Source organism: Rhodoferax sp., assembly GCF_028689295.1.
In the GTDB taxonomy this organism is placed as follows: domain Bacteria; phylum Pseudomonadota; class Gammaproteobacteria; order Burkholderiales; family Burkholderiaceae_C; genus Rhodoferax.
This window is the reverse complement of sequence record NZ_JAQTWL010000032.1, coordinates 1-16,316: the sequence shown is the minus strand read 5'-3', so window position 1 is coordinate 16,316 and position 16,316 is coordinate 1. Positions and strand designations below refer to the sequence as shown.

15 protein-coding genes and 1 pseudogene are annotated in these 16,316 nt (G+C 60.6%); 5 read left to right on the top strand and 11 right to left on the bottom strand.

Translation table 11 applies throughout. The annotated features are described in order from the left end of the window. From PHF15_RS15735 to PHF15_RS15685, 11 genes and pseudogenes are all read right to left on the bottom strand, one after another. Positions 1–260, bottom strand: a pseudogene (locus PHF15_RS15735) (glutamate mutase); the annotation flags it as partial. Positions 261–428: 168 nt separating this feature from the next. Continuing rightward, the gene (locus PHF15_RS15730) at positions 429–1,430 is read right to left on the bottom strand and encodes a sigma-54 dependent transcriptional regulator (protein WP_300122618.1); all 1,002 of its coding nucleotides are present in this window, start codon (positions 1,428–1,430) and stop codon (positions 429–431) included. Next, positions 1,427–2,545 (bottom strand): C45 family peptidase, encoded by a 1,119-nt coding sequence (locus tag PHF15_RS15725; protein WP_300122615.1) that lies wholly within the window; start codon positions 2,543–2,545, stop codon positions 1,427–1,429. The genes PHF15_RS15730 and PHF15_RS15725 overlap by 4 nt, the downstream gene beginning before the upstream one ends. After that, complete coding sequence (locus PHF15_RS15720) at positions 2,538–3,533, bottom strand: oligopeptide/dipeptide ABC transporter ATP-binding protein (RefSeq protein ID WP_300122612.1); 996 nt, start codon at positions 3,531–3,533, stop codon at positions 2,538–2,540. The genes PHF15_RS15725 and PHF15_RS15720 overlap by 8 nt, the downstream gene beginning before the upstream one ends. Positions 3,534–3,537: 4 nt before the next feature. Further along, positions 3,538–4,545, bottom strand: a complete 1,008-nt coding sequence (locus PHF15_RS15715; RefSeq protein ID WP_300122609.1) for an ABC transporter ATP-binding protein — start codon at positions 4,543–4,545, stop codon at positions 3,538–3,540. Positions 4,546–4,574: 29 nt separating this feature from the next. Continuing rightward, complete coding sequence (locus PHF15_RS15710) at positions 4,575–5,456, bottom strand: ABC transporter permease (protein WP_300122606.1); 882 nt, start codon at positions 5,454–5,456, stop codon at positions 4,575–4,577. 26 nt (positions 5,457–5,482) lie between these two features. Next, positions 5,483–6,490 (bottom strand): ABC transporter permease, encoded by a 1,008-nt coding sequence (locus tag PHF15_RS15705; protein ID WP_300122604.1) that lies wholly within the window; start codon positions 6,488–6,490, stop codon positions 5,483–5,485. A gap of 90 nt (positions 6,491–6,580) precedes the next feature. Continuing rightward, a complete protein-coding gene (locus PHF15_RS15700) occupies positions 6,581–8,113 on the bottom strand; it encodes an ABC transporter substrate-binding protein (protein WP_300122602.1) in 1,533 nt (510 codons plus the stop codon). Positions 8,114–8,443: 330 nt separating this feature from the next. Continuing rightward, positions 8,444–9,058 (bottom strand): riboflavin synthase, encoded by a 615-nt coding sequence (locus PHF15_RS15695; RefSeq protein WP_300122599.1) that lies wholly within the window; start codon positions 9,056–9,058, stop codon positions 8,444–8,446. A 39-nt stretch (positions 9,059–9,097) separates the two neighbouring features. Beyond that, positions 9,098–10,210 carry a bifunctional diaminohydroxyphosphoribosylaminopyrimidine deaminase/5-amino-6-(5-phosphoribosylamino)uracil reductase RibD gene (gene ribD, locus PHF15_RS15690; protein ID WP_300122597.1) on the bottom strand — a complete coding sequence of 371 codons (1,113 nt, stop codon included), beginning with the start codon at positions 10,208–10,210 and terminating at the stop codon, positions 9,098–9,100. Between the two features lie 28 nt (positions 10,211–10,238). Then, on the bottom strand, positions 10,239–10,886 hold the full coding sequence (locus PHF15_RS15685; RefSeq protein ID WP_300122595.1) for a GntR family transcriptional regulator: 648 nt from the start codon (positions 10,884–10,886) through the stop codon (positions 10,239–10,241). Positions 10,887–11,015: 129 nt separating this feature from the next. On the opposite strand from PHF15_RS15685, the gene scpA reads away from it, so the two are divergent. The 5 genes from scpA to PHF15_RS15660 all read left to right on the top strand — a co-directional run. Next, positions 11,016–13,196 carry a methylmalonyl-CoA mutase gene (gene scpA / locus PHF15_RS15680; RefSeq protein ID WP_300122592.1) on the top strand — a complete coding sequence of 727 codons (2,181 nt, stop codon included), beginning with the start codon at positions 11,016–11,018 and terminating at the stop codon, positions 13,194–13,196. 46 nt (positions 13,197–13,242) lie between these two features. Continuing rightward, positions 13,243–13,572 (top strand): CopG family transcriptional regulator, encoded by a 330-nt coding sequence (locus PHF15_RS15675; protein WP_300122589.1) that lies wholly within the window; start codon positions 13,243–13,245, stop codon positions 13,570–13,572. Further along, positions 13,569–13,982: a PIN domain-containing protein gene (locus tag PHF15_RS15670; RefSeq protein ID WP_300122587.1), complete on the top strand. Its 414-nt coding sequence runs from the start codon at positions 13,569–13,571 to the stop codon at positions 13,980–13,982. The genes PHF15_RS15675 and PHF15_RS15670 overlap by 4 nt, the downstream gene beginning before the upstream one ends. Before the next feature lie 4 nt (positions 13,983–13,986). Continuing rightward, positions 13,987–15,006 carry a methylmalonyl Co-A mutase-associated GTPase MeaB gene (gene meaB / locus PHF15_RS15665; protein ID WP_300122585.1) on the top strand — a complete coding sequence of 340 codons (1,020 nt, stop codon included), beginning with the start codon at positions 13,987–13,989 and terminating at the stop codon, positions 15,004–15,006. Positions 15,007–15,067: 61 nt separating this feature from the next. Next, positions 15,068–16,316 (top strand): acyl-CoA carboxylase subunit beta (locus tag PHF15_RS15660; RefSeq protein ID WP_300122584.1); only part of this gene is annotated, 1,249 nt, incomplete at its 3' end.

Sequence of the window (16,316 nt, the reverse complement as noted above, 5' to 3'; positions counted from 1 at the left end):
CCTGTGTCGCCCGCCGAGCCAATGATCATGGGCACGCCGAGCTTGCGCGAAGCCAGCAGCATGTGCTCAAGGTCGTGCCGTTGCCAGTCTTTCGGGCTGGTCGAGATGTCGCTGCCCAGCGGCCCGGGGCCAATGTCATCGCTGCCGGAGTCGGCGGCGATGAAGTCCGTACCAGCGGCGACGCCGATGTTAAAACTGTCCACGCGAATGGGGGCAAAGCCCAAATGTCCGTTGGGGCATATGATTTTCAAAGACTTCATAGGTTTATCTCCAGGTTGATTTGACATCGGCAAAGGCCGCTTGTGAGCTATAAAGCAGTATTTGTGCCATTAAAAATAAAAATATTATTCAATTAAATCAATAGCTTACGAAACATTCATGAAAAATGACAGGGTTTGCGTGATTTATTCTTCGGGCTTGCGTGAAATTCACTCGTCTTTGAGCAGGCCCAGCTTCAACATTTGATGGCGCAAGGCGTGGCGCGACAACTTGAGTTGGTCGGCGGCCAGTGCCAGGTTCTGGTCACAGGCTTGCATGACTTGCGTTATGAGCATTTTTTGAAAGTTGCCAGTGGCCTGGTGGTAGTCGGTGTTGGCTTGAATTGGCATGGCGTCCGATGCTGGCACCAACGCCGCTCCTGGCACCGACGCCGTCTGAACCTCGCGCAAGATGCGCGCCGGCAGATGCGAGGCCATCAGGCGGTCGCCGTCTTCAAGCAGGCAGATGCGTTCGGTCAGGTTTTCCAGCTCACGCACATTGCCAGGCCAGCCATAGGCCAAAAAAATACGCTGTGCCTCGGCGTCGACCGTCTTGCGCTGGCCGCCGTAGCGTTGGTAATACTTATGCAGAAAGTTGTCGGCCAGCAAAAGAATGTCCTCACCGCGCTCGCGCAGGGGCGGGATGTTGATGGCGATGACTTGCAGTCGGTAGTACAGGTCGTCGCGGAAGTTGCCGGCATTGACTTCCTTGAGCAGAATCTTGTTGGTGGCGGCGATGAAGCGCACGTCCACATCAATCGGCTTGACCGCACCGACGCGGCGAAAGCGATTGGTATCGAGCAGCGTGAGAATCTTGGCCTGCATCACCGGGTGCAACTCGCGCACTTCGTCCAGAAACACCGAGCCGCCATTGCCCGCCTCGATCAGGCCCTCTTTTTTAAGGACCGCGCCAGTGAAGGCACCGCGCTCGTGGCCAAACAACTCCGACTCCAGCAATTCGGCCGGTATGGCGGCGCAATTGATGTCAACAAAAGCCTTGTGGGCGCGTTGCGATCCTTCGTGGATCATGCGCGCCACCAGGCCCTTGCCGGTGCCGGTTTCACCATAAATCAACACGGTACCCGCTTTGCTGGGGGCGACTCGTGCGATCAGGTCGCGCAGCGCCACAATGGCCGGATGCTCCCCGATGAGTTGTGTCTTGGGGGTGTTCATGCCGGGTGTTTGAAGGTTGACGCAGCGAGTTCGGTCAATGCAAAGCGATTCCAGTGCGTGTTGCAGGGGTTGCCGTTGGTGATGTGCAGGGTTTGGCTGGCGGTTTCATACACCACGCAGGACAGGGTTCTGGCCTGTGTCAGGCTGCCTGCATCGGCGTGCAAACAAATGCTTGCACCTTCTTGATGGCTGGCCATCAAGGCCTGAGCCTTGGCGACATCCATCGTATTGCCGTGTTGCGCGAGGTAGGACTGAACCTGCGCCAGACGCAGCGGTGATGAGTCGCTCAGATCGTCGCAGGGCGAGACCATTCGGGCTGCCATCTGCGGGTCAAGGTAATGGTTGGTGCGCGCCGCCGACGGCGTTGATCGCGTGATGACTGGGGCTTGCGCATGGCCTAGCGCGACACAGGCCGTGGTGCCGCAGGCATCACCCAGCACCAGCGATCCGCCGCCGGCGTGCGGCACTGCGGCGATGAAAGCCAAGGCGGCGTCAACGTCGGGGCATTCACGCAGCAATGCCGTCATCAGGAAATAGCGCAACCAGCCGACACCGTGATCGCGGGTGCCGATCTGCGTGTCCACCACGGCCAGCCCGGCGGAGTTGATGCCACTGGAAAAAGCCCCCGGGCTGCCCAGGCTGCCAACACACAGCAGCGTGCGCGCATTCGCAGCCGGGTCACTGTGCAAGAAGGCTTGTTGCAGCGCGCCGTGCTCGCCTCTGTAATCCCGGTTTTTTACCACCAGGGCGCCGCCGGCCTTGACGATGTGTGCCCAGGAGGTGCAGCCGTCGCGCTCGATCGGGGTCGATGCCGACATGTCCACAAGAACGTTGGCATGCAAATAGGCCAGCACCTCGTCATGGGTCAGGCCGAAACCGGTGGCCAAGCCCAAGGACTCGTCAAAACCCGGACGATCCTGCGCAGCAAGAAATTCTTTTTGCTCTTTCAGATAGCGCGCCATGCGCGGCTGCTCAAGGGTGTCCTGGACCGACGCCAGGCGTCCCAAGAGGGCAGCACGTACCCGCTGCACCAGTTCAGGTCTGGCCAGGGCCTGTTGCTGGCCCCGTGCCATGGCGGATCCGACCAATCGGACCAAACTCAAGGGTTCAGGCATGGGTGTCGCTCCTCAGGCAGGCCACGCTGTGCGCGGCTTCCAGCTTCAGGGCTTGCAAGCGCGGCGACTGGCCGGCGCATTCGGGCATGGCCACTGGGCAGCGGGTGTGAAACTTGCAGCCACTGGGCGGGTTCAAAGGCGAGGGCAAGTCGCCGCTCAGCACGGTGCGGGTTCGCGCGGTGTTGGGCACCAGGCGCGGCACGGCGGACAACAGCGCCTGCGTGTAGGGGTGTTGTGGACTGTTGATGATGTCCAGGGTGCGCCCGATCTCCACAATTTCGCCGAGGTACATCACGGCAATGCGGTCCGCCAGGTGGCCCACGGCCGCAATGTCGTGCGAGACAAAAATATAGGTCAGGTTGAACTCGGCCTTGAGTTCACCGAGCAACTCCAGAATCTGCGCCTTGATCGACACATCGAGTGCCGACACCGGCTCGTCGCACACCACCAGGGCCGGGCGCGACACCAGCGCCCGGGCAATGCCGATGCGCTGGCGCTGGCCGCCGGAGAACTGGTGCGGGTAGCGGTCAAACTGATCAGGTCGGAAACCAACGCGCGCCAGGATCTGCTCGACCCGCGCATTGTTTTTCTGGGCACTGTCGCTTGCGTGCAACTGCAGCGGCAGTGAGATGATTTCCCTGATCGACTTGCGCGGGTTCAACGAGGCGTAGGGGTCCTGAAAGATGATTTGCAGGCGCGAACGCATGCGTATCATGTCGCCAGCGTTCATGGCTGAGAGGTCCTGGCCGTCAAACACCGTGCGCCCGCTGCTGGGCTCGACCAGGCGCAAGATGGATCGGCCCAGGGTGGACTTGCCACAGCCGGATTCGCCGATCAGCCCAAGGGTCTCGCCGCGCTGGACGTCCAGCGTGACGCCATTGAGCGCATGCACCACGCTGCGTTTCTCGCCGGTCAGGCGTTGGGCCAGGCTGCGCGGCCGCTCGAAATGTTTGACCAGACCCTCAACACGTAACAAGGGGGCATTCATGGCTTCAGCTTTCTTCAATCTGGATGCAGCGCACCTCATGCCCGTTGGCATGGCGTGTCAGGGCTACGGGGGCCAGGCAGGCGTCGGTGCGCTGCGTGCAGCGCGAGTAAAAATGGCATTGCGCCGGGAAGTCGATCAAATTGGGCACCGTGCCGGGGATCGGGCGCACCGGGGCCGACAAGTCTTCAACCCGGGGCGTGGCCAGCAGCAGGCCGCGCGTGTAGGGGTGTTTTGGTGTGCCGATGACCTGGTCGGTCAGGCCCGACTCGACCACCTGGCCGGCATACATCACGACCACGCGGTCGCATTGCTCGGCGACCACGCCCAGGTCGTGGGTGATCAGCACCATGCTCATGCCGAGTTTGCGGCGCAGCGAGGCAATGAGTTCCAGCACCTGGGCCTGGATCGTCACGTCCAGCGCGGTGGTGGGCTCGTCGGCAATCAGCAGACGCGGCTTGCAGGCCAGCGCAATCGCAATCATGATGCGTTGGCGCATGCCACCCGAGAACTGGTGCGGGTAGTCTTTCAGGCGGGTCTGAGCAGACGGAATGCCGACCAGCGCCAGCATCTCGACAGCACGCGCCCGGGCCTGGCGCTTTTGCTGCCAGTAGGGCTGATCGGCGATGTCGTCGTCATGCGCCAGGATGACTTCGAGCAGTTGCTGTTCGATGGTCATCGCCGGGTTCAGGGCGGTGAGCGCGTCCTGCATGGTCATGGCGATGTGTTTTCCCCGGATGCGGCGCATGGCCTCGGGCGACAACTTGCGCAGATTGACGCCGTCAAACAGCACCTCGCCCGCAGCTATTTTCCCCGGCGGCTTGATCAAGCCCATCACGCTGGCAAAGCTGACGCTCTTGCCCGAACCGGACTCGCCGACGATGCCGACACACTCGCCGGGCATCACATCGAGGCTGACATCTTGCACCGCCTTGAGTAAGCCTGTGGGCGTCGAGAAATGGGTGGACAAGCCCCTGATGCGCAAGATCGGGTCTTGTGTTTTGGCTGTGGTCATGGTGTTCATTCGGGGGTCTGGCTCACAACTTATTCATGCAAACGTGGATCAAAAGCGTCGCGCAGACCCTGGCTGGCCACGTTGATGGCCAGAACCAGCAGCAGAATGGCCACGCCCGAGAATGTCGATATCCACCAGGCATCCCAAATGAACGAGCGACCGTCGGCCACCAAAGAACCCCAGGAGGCTGTGGGTGGTTGCACGCCAATGCCCAAAAAGGACAGGCTCGCTTCGAGGATGATCACATGGGCCATGCGCAGGGTTGACACCACGATCACCGAGGACAAAATATTCGGCAAGATTTCGCGCGCCATGATGTACAGCGACGAGGCGCCCACGGCGCGCGCTGCTTCGATGTATTCCACCTCGCGCAAGGCCATGGTCTCGCCCCGCACCAGCCGGCAGGGGATCACCCACTCCTTGTAGGCCAGCGCCAGAATGATGTTTTGCAGCCCCGGCCCCATCATGGCCATCAGGCCGATGGCAAACAGCAGGTAGGGAAATGCCAGCAAGATGTCGACCACGCGCGAGATCACGGTGTCCACCCAGCCGCGCAAATAGCCAGACAACAGCCCCGCCACCACGCCGACGGCGGTGGCGATGAAGATCACCGCAGCGCCGATGAAGATCGACACGCGTGAGCCGTAAATAATGCGCGACAGCAAGTCGCGGCCTAGCGCATCACAGCCCAGTGGATAAGCCCATTCGCCACCCTCCATCCAGACCGGGACTTGCAGGCGGCGCAGCAAATCGCTGTCGTTGGGGTCTTGCGGGGCAAGCCATGGCGCAAAGATCGCCATCAAAAGAAACAGCAGCACCACCATGCTGGCCGCCATGGCAAAGCGGTTTTGCGTGAAGCGCCGCCAGCTCAGGCGCAGCGGTGATTCTGCAGCGGAGGCAGAAGGGGACAAAGCCGTCAAGGCAGTTGGTGCCGATGTCATAAACGAACCCGTGGATTAAGAACGGTGTAGAGCAAATCTGCCAAAAAGTTGATCACCACATAGGTCAGGGCGTAGAGCAGAATGGCCGCCTGGATGAGCGGGTAGTTGCGGGTGAAGATGCTTTCCACCACCACCCTTCCCAGACCTGGCCAGCCGAAAATGGTTTCAACAATCATGCTGCCGCCCAGCAGCGAGCCCACCTCCAGCGCGGCCATGGTGACCGTCGGAATCAGGGCGTTGCGCAGCGCGTGGACAAACAGCACACGCCGGGTCGTGAGCCCCTTGGCGTGGGCAAACGTCACATAGTCCTGGCGCAATACTTCGAGCATCGACGTGCGCGTGACCCGCATCAGCACGGCGGCCATGGGCAGGCCGAGGGTCAGGGCGGGCAGCACCAGATGCGACACGGCCGAGGCAAACACCTCGAAGTTGAGCGCCAGCAGCGCGTCAATGGTCAAAAAATGCGTCACGATGGGCACCTGGCTGGCAATGTCGCTGCGGCCGGAAATGGGCAGCCATTGCATCCAGACACCAAAGACCAGCATCAGCAACAGGCCAAACCAGAAGCCGGGCATGGAGATTCCGAGCAAGGAGCCCAGGGTCGCGAGGCGGTCCATCCAGGTGTTCTTTTTGACCGCCGCCAGCACACCCAGCGGAATCGCCACCAACAGCGCAATCAGGAGCGCAGCAACGGTCAACTCCACGGTGGCCGGCAGGCGCTCCAGGATCACCTCGCTGACCGGGCGGCGGTGAAAGTACGAATAGCCAAAGTTGCCGGTCGCGGCGTTTTGCAGAAAGTGCACAAAACGCTGCGCCGCTGGCAAATCCAGCCCCATGTCCTTGCGCAGCGCGTCACGCTGCTCGGTGGTGGCTTGCTGTTCGCCCAGCATGATGTCCACCGGGTCGCCGGGGGTGACCAGCATCATCAGAAAGACGATGGCAGACACCCCGAGCATGACGGGAATGAGTTGCAACAAACGTTCCAACAACTTGCCTAAGTTCAAGGGAATCTCCAGGTGAAAAAGCCAAGGACTTCCCTGGCCAGGCGCCTTGCGGTGCGCCCAGCCATGTCAGCCATGCGATGCAGGGTTGGTTTACTGAATGTAGGCGCGATGCAGGTTAACCCGCGAATCCGCGCTGGGTTGCCAGCCTTTGAGCCGCTTGGAAACCCCATACACGTCCTCAGGCACCCACAGGAAGATCCAGGGTGCGTCTGCGTTGACCTGCTTCTGCGCTTTCACAAACATGTCGGCACGCTTGGCGACGTCAGTCTCGGTGCTGGCTGCGCTGAGCAAGCCATCGACCACGCCGCTGGAATAACCGGCCGAGTTGCCACGGTCGTTGGTTTTGAGGGTGGGAGCAAAAATATCCTCCGGGTCCAATGAGCCATTGCCCCACGAAGTCATCCACATGTCGCCGGTCTTGTTTTTGTCAGTCAGCCACTTGGTTTTCAGAACCGTTCCTTCGCCCACCACCACCTTGGTGCGGATGCCCGCCTTGGTCAGCAGCGAGCCAATGGCCTGGGCGGTTTCGGCAAATGAGCCTTCCACATCCAGCGTGACATCAATGCCATTGGGAAAACCGGCCTGGGCCAGTAATTTTTTGGCCAGTGCCGGGTTGTAGTCGTAAGTTTTCAGGTTGGCATCGAAGCCAAAAGCATCGGGCGAGAGCACGCCGTTGATCGGCGTTGCGGTGCCTTGAAGGATGCGCTCGATGAGCAACTTCTTGTCGAGCGCATGGTTGGCGGCCTGGCGCACCAGGGGGTTGTTGAAGGGCGGCTTGGTGTTGTTGAGCGAGATAAAAAACGTGCGTGTGCCGCGCACCTTCATGATCACAGCGTTCTTGCTGCTCTCGATCTGCTTCATCATGTGCGCGGGCAGTTCGGTGGCGATGTCCACGTCACCGGCCAGCAGCGCGGCCACGCGCGATGAATTTTCGGGAATGATCTTGAAAATCACGCGGTCCGCCTTGGCCGGGCCGACCGGCGGAATCTCTGGCGAGCCGCCGTAATAGCCGGCAAAGCGCTCCATGGTGATGGAGTCACCGCGGCGCCAGTCCACCAGTTTGAAGGGGCCTGTGCCGTTGACCTGGGTGGCCATCGCCGCGTCACCGACCTTTTGGATAAATGCCTTGGATACCACCTCCTGGAAGGGCAGCATGGACGGCAGGATGGCCCAGGGCGAGGCCAAGGTGAAGCGCACGGTGTACTTGTCAAGCGCTGTTATTTCTTTTAATGGCCCAAGCAAGCCAGCGCGTGGGCTGCTCTTGCCGTCGATCATGTCTTTCTTGATGAGGCGGTCAAAGGTGAATTTGACATCTTCCGAGGTCATCTCGTCGCCGGAGTGGAATTTGACACCCTGCCTGAGCTTGAATTCGTAGTTGGTCGGGTCGATCTGTTTCCAGCCTGTGACCAGTTCGGGCACCACTTTCATTTTTGCATCGCGGGTAAGCAGGCCGTCGTACATGTTGCGAATGATGGTCTCGGTTTCGCGGGAACGGTGGTTGCCCGGATCAAGCGTCAAGGCATCCAGGCCAAAACCAACCCGAATGTCCGCAGCCTGTACGCTCAAGGCGGAGGCAGCAAGAATTGGCATGGCCAGCCAGCTTAAATAATTTGATGTCTTCATATTCACCTTGAAAAATGGGTTTCAAAAACGGACTCGCATTCCAGTCCAAGGACGATGGCAATGATGTACAAAGCAGATTACATGCCAGATGCTGCGAGCGGGAAAACTGGTAAAAACCCTTAGAAAAATTCCTTAAAACAGCCTGCAACTGCGTCATCTGACACATTGTTTTCAGGTTGTTGCGTGTATTTTTTCACACGCGTGTAATTCACGCAAGCGAAAGGGCTGCACCCAGCCAAGAGGGATGAACAGGTCAGACTTGGCCTGCGGGCAAGGCGGTGGCTAAGGCAAATTTGCGACCCTGCCGGTTTGGAGCGCTTGCGCGAGCGCTCAGGGTGTCAGCATGCGCTCAACGTACCGCGCGATCAGGTCAATTTCCAGGTTCACGCGCGAACCTGCCTTGAGCGAGCCCAAAGCGGTGTTCTGCACAGTGTGCGGAATCAAGTTGATGGACATCTCGCAGCCCGCAGCGCTGTCCTGAATCTGGTTGACAGTCAGGCTGACGCCGTTGAGGGTGATCGAGCCCTTGTAGGCCAGGTACTTGGCCAGCGCGGGTGGCGCCATCACGCGCAATTGCCAGCTTTCGCCGATTTCTGCAAAGTAGGTGACGTGACCAATGCCGTCAACGTGGCCCGAGACGATGTGGCCACCCAGCCGGTCGTGGGCGCGCAGGGCTTTTTCCAGGTTGACGGCGCCCGGTTGGTCCAGCCCGGCGGTCTTGTCGAGTGACTCGGCCGAGATGTCGATGGTGAACTGCTGCTGCGCGGCGTTGAGCGTCGTCACGGTCATGCAGGCACCGTTGAGCGCGATGCTGTCGCCCAGGCCCACGTCGTCAAGGTAGCCGGTGGGGCAGGTCAGGGTGAGGCGCTTGCCATGGGTGGCGGTGGCGCCCAAGGGTGCGACGGCGCTGATGTGGCCGATGCCGGTGATGATGCCTGTGAACATGATGGTCAGGTGGGTTGGGCCGGGCGCTTGCCCTGGCGTTTAAAAAACGTCGCGTCCGCACACGCGGGCGACCACACGCAGATCCGGGCCCAGCATGGCGCTGGACTTGAATTCCAGTGACACGGCTTGAGCCAGATCTTGCAGCGGGCCAAAGTGTGCCATGCCGCGCCCCTGGCCAATCAGTTTGGGGGCCAGATAGACCACAAATTCATCGACCAGTCCTTCGCGAATCAGCGAGCCGTTGAGTTTTTCACCGGCTTCCACATGCAGCTCGTTGATTTCGCGTCGCGCCAGGTCACGCAGCATGGCGACCAAATCGACTTTGTTGTTGGGCCCTGGCAGCAGCACGACGGTGGCGCCGCGTGCTGCCAGCGCCGCCTGTTTGTCGGCATTGGGCACGGCAGCGTAAATGATGAGCGTGCGCCCCGGCATGAACAGCGCGGCGTCCAGTGGCGTTTCCAACCGGCTGTCAACCACCACCAGGGCAGGCTGGCGCGGTGTGTCCACCAAGCGCACGTCGAGTTTGGGGTTGTCGGCCAGCACCGTGCCAATGCCGGTGAGCACGGCACAGGCACGCGCACGCCAGGCGTGGCCGTCGGTGCGCGCTGCAGGGGACGTGATCCATTGGCTGAGGCCGTTGTCGAGGGCGGTTTTGCCGTCGAGCAAGGCCGCCAGTTTCATGCGCACCCAGGGTGTCTGGCGCAGCATGCGGCTGAAAAAGCCGATGTTGAGCTCGCGCGATTCGGCGCCACCGGGACCGATGTCAAGCTCGATGCCGGCGGCACGCAGCCGCTCAAAGCCATTGCCCGTGACCAAGGGGTTGGGGTCGCCAATGGCGGCAACCACCTTGCTGATGCCGGCCGTCGCCAGGGCATCGCAGCAAGGCCCGGTGCGGCCCTGGTGTGAGCAGGGCTCCAGCGTGACGTAGGCGGTGGCACCCACCACGCTGTGACCATGGGCGGCGGCGTCGCGCAGCGCCATGATTTCCGCATGCGCCTCACCGGCGCGTTGGGTGGCGCCCCGGCCCAGCACCTGGCCGTCAGCTGTGGTGATGACGCAGCCCACGCGCGGGTTGGGGGAGGTGAGTAGCAGGCTTTGCGCGGCCAGTGCCAGTGCATGCTGCATGAAGGTGCTGGTTTCCGGCAGGGTCATGGGGATGGACGGCGCGGGCTCATTAGCCTTAAACGGCTGCTTCCAGGCCGTTGGAAAAATGTTCCTGCATGCGCTGTGTGCAAGCTTGCGGGTTGCGTGCTGCCAGTGCGGCCATGATGGCGCGGTGCTCCTCCAGGGACTCCTGAATGCGCCCGGTTTTGAGTAGCGAATTGTGGCGGTTGAGTTTCATGACCTTGCGCAGATCGGCCACCATTTGGTTGCGCCAGCGGTTGTCGGCAATGTCCAGCAGGCGCATGTGAAAACGCTCGTTGATTTCAAAAAAACGCTCGTGATCGCGTTGTTCTGGCTGTGCGGCGTCTTCGAGTTCCTGGTGCAGCGCTTTCAATTCGTCCATTTGTGCATCGTCAGCGCGTTGCGCCACGAAGCCGGCGGCATCCGACTCCAGCAGGCTCAGCAGGTGGTAGACATCAGCCAGGTCGCGCTCGGAGACTTCGGTCACGTAGGCACCGCGGCGTACCTTCATGGTCACCAGGCCTTCGGTGGCCAGTACCTTGAGGGCTTCGCGCATGGGCGTGCGACTGATGCCGTAGTCATGCGCAATTTTGAGTTCGTCGATCCAGCTGCCGGGTTCCAGCTCGCGGCTGAAAATGCGCTGACGCAGCAGTTCAGCAACTTCTTCGTAAAGTGCGCGGGGAGCTAGTGAGAGTGCAGCCATGAAGCAAATTGTAAGCTGGAAGGAATTTTTTGCATCAATAATTATAAATAATGTAAACTCGTTTGCGCAAAAAGCGCATCGCTGTACAGTCGATAGCGCCGCCGATCCAACCTCTAATTGTTTGCCATCATGACCCAAAAAACTCCTGAATTTCAGCCTGCCAGCCTGGACGCCTGGGCCAAAGCCGCCGCCAAATCTGCACCCGGCGGTGATGTGAACGCGCTCAACTGGGTCACACCCGATGGCATTTCGGTCAAACCGCTGTACACCGCAGAGGACACACAAAACCTGCCTTACGCCAACACGCTGCCGGGCTTCGAGCCCTACCTGCGTGGCCCGCAGGCCACCATGTACGCGGTGCGCCCCTGGACCATTCGCCAGTACGCCGGCTTTTCCACCGCTGAAGAATCAAACGCGTTTTACCGCAAGGCGCTGGCCGCCGGCGGGCAGGGTGTGTCGGTGGCGTTTGACTTGGCCACGCACCGCGGCTACGACTCCGACCACCCGCGTGTGACCGGCGACGTCGGCAAGGCTGGTGTGGCCATCGACTCGGTGGAAGACATGAAGATTTTGTTTGACCAGATTCCGCTGGACAAGGTCAGTGTTTCGATGACCATGAACGGCGCCGTGCTGCCGGTGCTGGCCGGTTATGTGGTGGCGGCTGAAGAGCAGGGCGTGAGCCAGGACAAGCTCAGCGGCACGATTCAGAACGACATTCTGAAAGAGTTCATGGTGCGCAATACCTACATCTACCCGCCGGAGCCGTCGATGAAAATCATCGGCGACATCATCGAGTACACGGCAAAGAACATGCCGAAATTCAACTCGATTTCCATCAGCGGTTACCACATGCAGGAAGCCGGTGCCAACCAGGCGCTGGAACTGGCGTTCACGCTGGCCGACGGCAAGGAGTATGTCAAGACCGCCATTGCCAAGGGAATGGACGTGGACGGCTTTGCCGGCCGCTTGAGCTTCTTCTGGGCCATCGGCATGAACTTCTATTTAGAGGTCGCCAAAATGCGCGCCGCGCGCCTGCTGTGGTGCCGCATCATGAAAGGCTTTAATGCCAAGAATCCCAAGTCGCTCATGCTGCGCACCCATTGCCAGACCTCGGGCTGGTCGCTCACTGAGCAAGACCCCTACAACAACGTGGTGCGCACCACCATCGAGGCCATGGCGGCGGTGTTTGGCGGCACGCAGAGTTTGCACACCAATTCGTTTGACGAGGCCATCGCGCTGCCGACCGAGTTCAGTTCGCGCATCGCGCGCAACACCCAGCTCATCATCCAGGAAGAAACCCACATCACCAACGTGATCGACCCTTGGGCGGGTTCCTACATGATGGAAAAGCTGACGCAGGACATGGCTGACGCCGCCTGGGCCATCATCGAAGAGGTCGAAGCCATGGGCGGTATGACCAAGGCCGTCGATTCGGGCTGGGCCAAGCTCAAGATCGAGGCGGCTGCGGCCGACAAACAGGCCCGCATTGACTCTGGCCGCGACGTGATCGTGGGCGTGAACAAGTACAAACTCAAAACCGAAGACGCCATTGAAGCCCGCGACATCGACAACGTGGCTGTGCGCGACTCGCAAATCGCCCGGCTTAATGCCATCAAGCAAAAACGCGATGCCGCGCAGGTGCAACAGGCGCTCCAGGCGATCGAAGAAGCAGCCGCCAACGGCAACGGCAACCTGCTGGACCTGTCGATCAAGGCAGTGCGCGCCCGTGCCACGGTGGGCGAAATCAGTGATGCCATGGAAAAGTCCTTCGGTCGCCACCGTGCCGACACACAAAAAGTGACCGGTGTGTATGCCGCGGCTTACGATACGGACGCCACCGACGGGGACACCATGGACTACTGGAACGCGCTCAAGGCCGACATTGCCGAATTTGCCACCGAGCAGGGTCGGCGCCCGCGCGTGATGATCAGCAAGCTCGGTCAGGACGGCCATGACCGTGGCGCCAAAGTGGTGGCCACCGCCTTTGCCGACCTCGGTTTTGACGTCGACATGGGTCCGCTGTTCCAGACCCCCGAGGAATGTGCGCGCCAGGCCATCGAGAACGACGTGCACGCCGTCGGTGTGTCCACCTTGGCCGCCGGGCACAAGACGCTGGTGCCGGCCATCATTGCCGAGTTAAAAAAGCAGGGCGCCGACGACATCATCGTGTTCGTCGGTGGTGTCATTCCGCGCCAGGACTACGACATGCTTTACGCCGCCGGCGTCAAGGGCATCTACGGCCCCGGCACACCGATCCCGGTGAGCGCCAAGGATGTGCTGGCGCAGATCAAGAAGGCCTTGAGCAACTGATACAGCCCTTGTTATACTGTAATACCGTATTCACAAGGAGCGCATCATGGCTGTTTCTGTTCGCATGGATCCATTGCTTGAAAAAGAGATGGCGCAAGCCGCCAAGCGTCGCGGTATTACCAAATCCCAATTCATCGTCGAAGCGGTGGAGCGCGCGCTGGGTCGTCACGACCCCAGCGAGATGTACCTGAAGGTGATGCAAGAGATGCCCGGCTACCAAATCGGGTCCGACACGACTGGCACCGAGGCGGTGGAGCGCAGCCCCCGCAAACAGGCATTACATGACAAATTGCGCGCTAAACATGCACAAGAGCAAGCGGATTACGCCGAGTTTTTAAAAACGCAGCCGGCACCGATGCAGGGGGGCGCGGCGTGATTGTTGCGCTGCTCGATGCGGGGCCCATGATCGCGCTGTTTGACAGCACAGACCCTTTCCATGCGCACTTTCGTCAAATGTTGACCCAGTCAGCGCTGCCCATGCGTTTGCACACCACATGGCCTTGTGTGACGGAAGCCTCGCACCTTTTGGGCGCGCGTGAGCGTTTCGGGCTGTTGCGCTGGATCGGTTCAGGCAGCGTGCAAGTGTTTCCATTTGATACCGAAGACCTGGCGGACATGACCGACTGGATGATGCACTACACCGACACACGCGCCGAGATGGACCTGACCGATGCCACCTTGTACTGGGTGGCGCATGAGACCGGTGTCAGCCGTATCCTGACGCTCGATGTGCGTGACTTTTCGCGTTACCGGCTGCCCGATGGGCGAGCCTTTGAGATTCTTTAACGTCATGAACCTAGCCGCACCTGTGTTGCTTGATGGCATTTTGCATGGCGCCGCGCCATTGCAGCGCCGTGCCATGGCCAAGACCATCACGCTGCTTGAATCCACCCGTGCGGACCACCGTGTGCAGGCCGATGCCTTGCTCACGGCTTTGTTACCGCACACCGGAAAGTCATTTCGTTTGGGTATCAGCGGCGTGCCGGGTGTGGGCAAATCCACCTTCATCGAGGCCCTGGGCCTGTACCTGATTGGCCAGGGCCACCGCGTCGCGGTGCTGACGATTGACCCCTCCAGCACGGTGTCGGGTGGTTCCATTCTGGGCGACAAGACGCGAATGGAGCTTCTGTCAGTCCATGAGCAAGCCTACATCCGCCCCAGCCCCAGCAGCGGCACGCTGGGTGGCGTGGCCGAAAAAACCCGCGAGGCCATGCTGGTTTGCGAGGCGGCGGGTTACGACGTGGTGATTGTGGAAACCGTGGGCGTGGGCCAAAGCGAAACGGCGGTGGCCAACATGTCCGACATGTTTGTGCTGATGCAGTTGCCCAATGCGGGCGACGACCTGCAGGCCATCAAGAAAGGCGTGATGGAGCTGGCCGATCTGGTGGTCATCAACAAGGCCGACCTTGACCCCGATGCCGCCACCCGGGCGCGCGCCCAGATCAGCTCCAGCCTGCGTTTGTTGGGTCTGCATGGCAGCCCGGACCATGTGCACCATGACCAAAAAATATGGCACCCCCAGGTGATCCAGCTCAGCGCCTTGCACGCTCAGGGGGTCGATGCCTTCTGGGACAAGGTGCGTGAATTCCGGGGACTGCAGATCGCCAATGGCAAGTTTGATGCGCGCCGCCAGAAGCAGGCGCTGGCGTGGATGTGGGAACGCATTGACGCCGGCCTCAAGACCGCGTTTGCCCAGCATCCGCAAGTAAAAATGCTGCTGCCCGAGTTGACCCAAGAGGTGCTGGCGGGCCGCATGGCGGCCTCCACGGCCGCCAGAAACATGTTGCTGGCCCATGCTGAAAAGGCCTGAGCCACGATGCATTCCAGAACCCGAAAACCCAACCATTTCCTGACCTAAGAGAGACCAAGCCATGCACGATATTCTTGAACAATTGGAAAAAAAGCGCGAACTCGCCCGTTTGGGCGGGGGCCAGAACCGCATTGACGCGCAGCACAAAAAGGGCAAGCTCACCGCGCGCGAGCGCCTGGAGGTGCTGCTCGATCAGGGCACGTTTGAAGAGTGGGACATGTTTGTCGAGCACCGCTGCTCGGACTTCGGCATGGCTGACAACAAGATCCCCGGCGACGGTGTGGTCACCGGCTACGGCATGATCAACGGCCGCCTGGTGTTTGTCTTCAGTCAGGACTTCACCGTGTTCGGCGGTGCGCTGAGTGAGGCCCATGCGGAAAAAATATGCAAGATCATGGACCAGGCCATGAAGGTTGGTGCGCCAGTGATTGGCCTCAACGACTCGGGCGGTGCCCGTATCCAGGAAGGTGTGGCCTCGCTCGGCGGCTACGCCGACGTGTTCCAGCGCAACGTGATGGCCAGCGGCGTGGTGCCACAAATCAGCATGATCATGGGGCCGTCAGCGGGCGGCGCGGTGTATTCGCCCGCCATGACCGACTTCATCTTCATGGTGAAGGACTCCAGCTACATGTTTGTCACCGGCCCTGAAGTGGTCAAGACCGTGACGCACGAAGAAGTGACCGCCGAAGAGCTGGGCGGCGCCATCAGCCACACCACCAAGAGCGGCGTCGCCGACCTGGCTTTTGAAAACGACGTCGAGGCGCTGCTGATGCTGCGCCGCCTGTACAACTACCTGCCGCTGAACAACCGCGAAAAAGCCCCGGTGCGCCAGAGTGGTGACCCGGCCGGGCGCATGGAGCACAGCCTGGACACACTGGTGCCTGACAACCCCAACAAGGCTTATGACATGAAGGAGCTGATCGTCAAGACGGTCGATGACGGCGACTTTTTTGAGTTGCAGCCCGAGTACGCCAAAAACATTTTGATTGGTTTTGCCCGCATGGACGGCCAGACGGTGGGCATTGTGGCCAACCAGCCGCTGGTGCTGGCGGGCTGCCTGGACATCAAGAGCAGCATCAAGGCAGCGCGTTTTGTGCGTTTTTGCGATGCCTTCAACATCCCGGTGATTACCTTTGTCGATGTGCCCGGTTTTATGCCCGGCACCGCCCAGGAGTGGAGCGGCATCATCAAACACGGCGCCAAACTGCTGTATGCCTATGCCGAGTGCACCGTGCCCAAGATCACCGTGATCACACGCAAGGCCTACGGCGGCGCCTACGACGTGATGAGCTCCAAGCACCTGCGCGGCG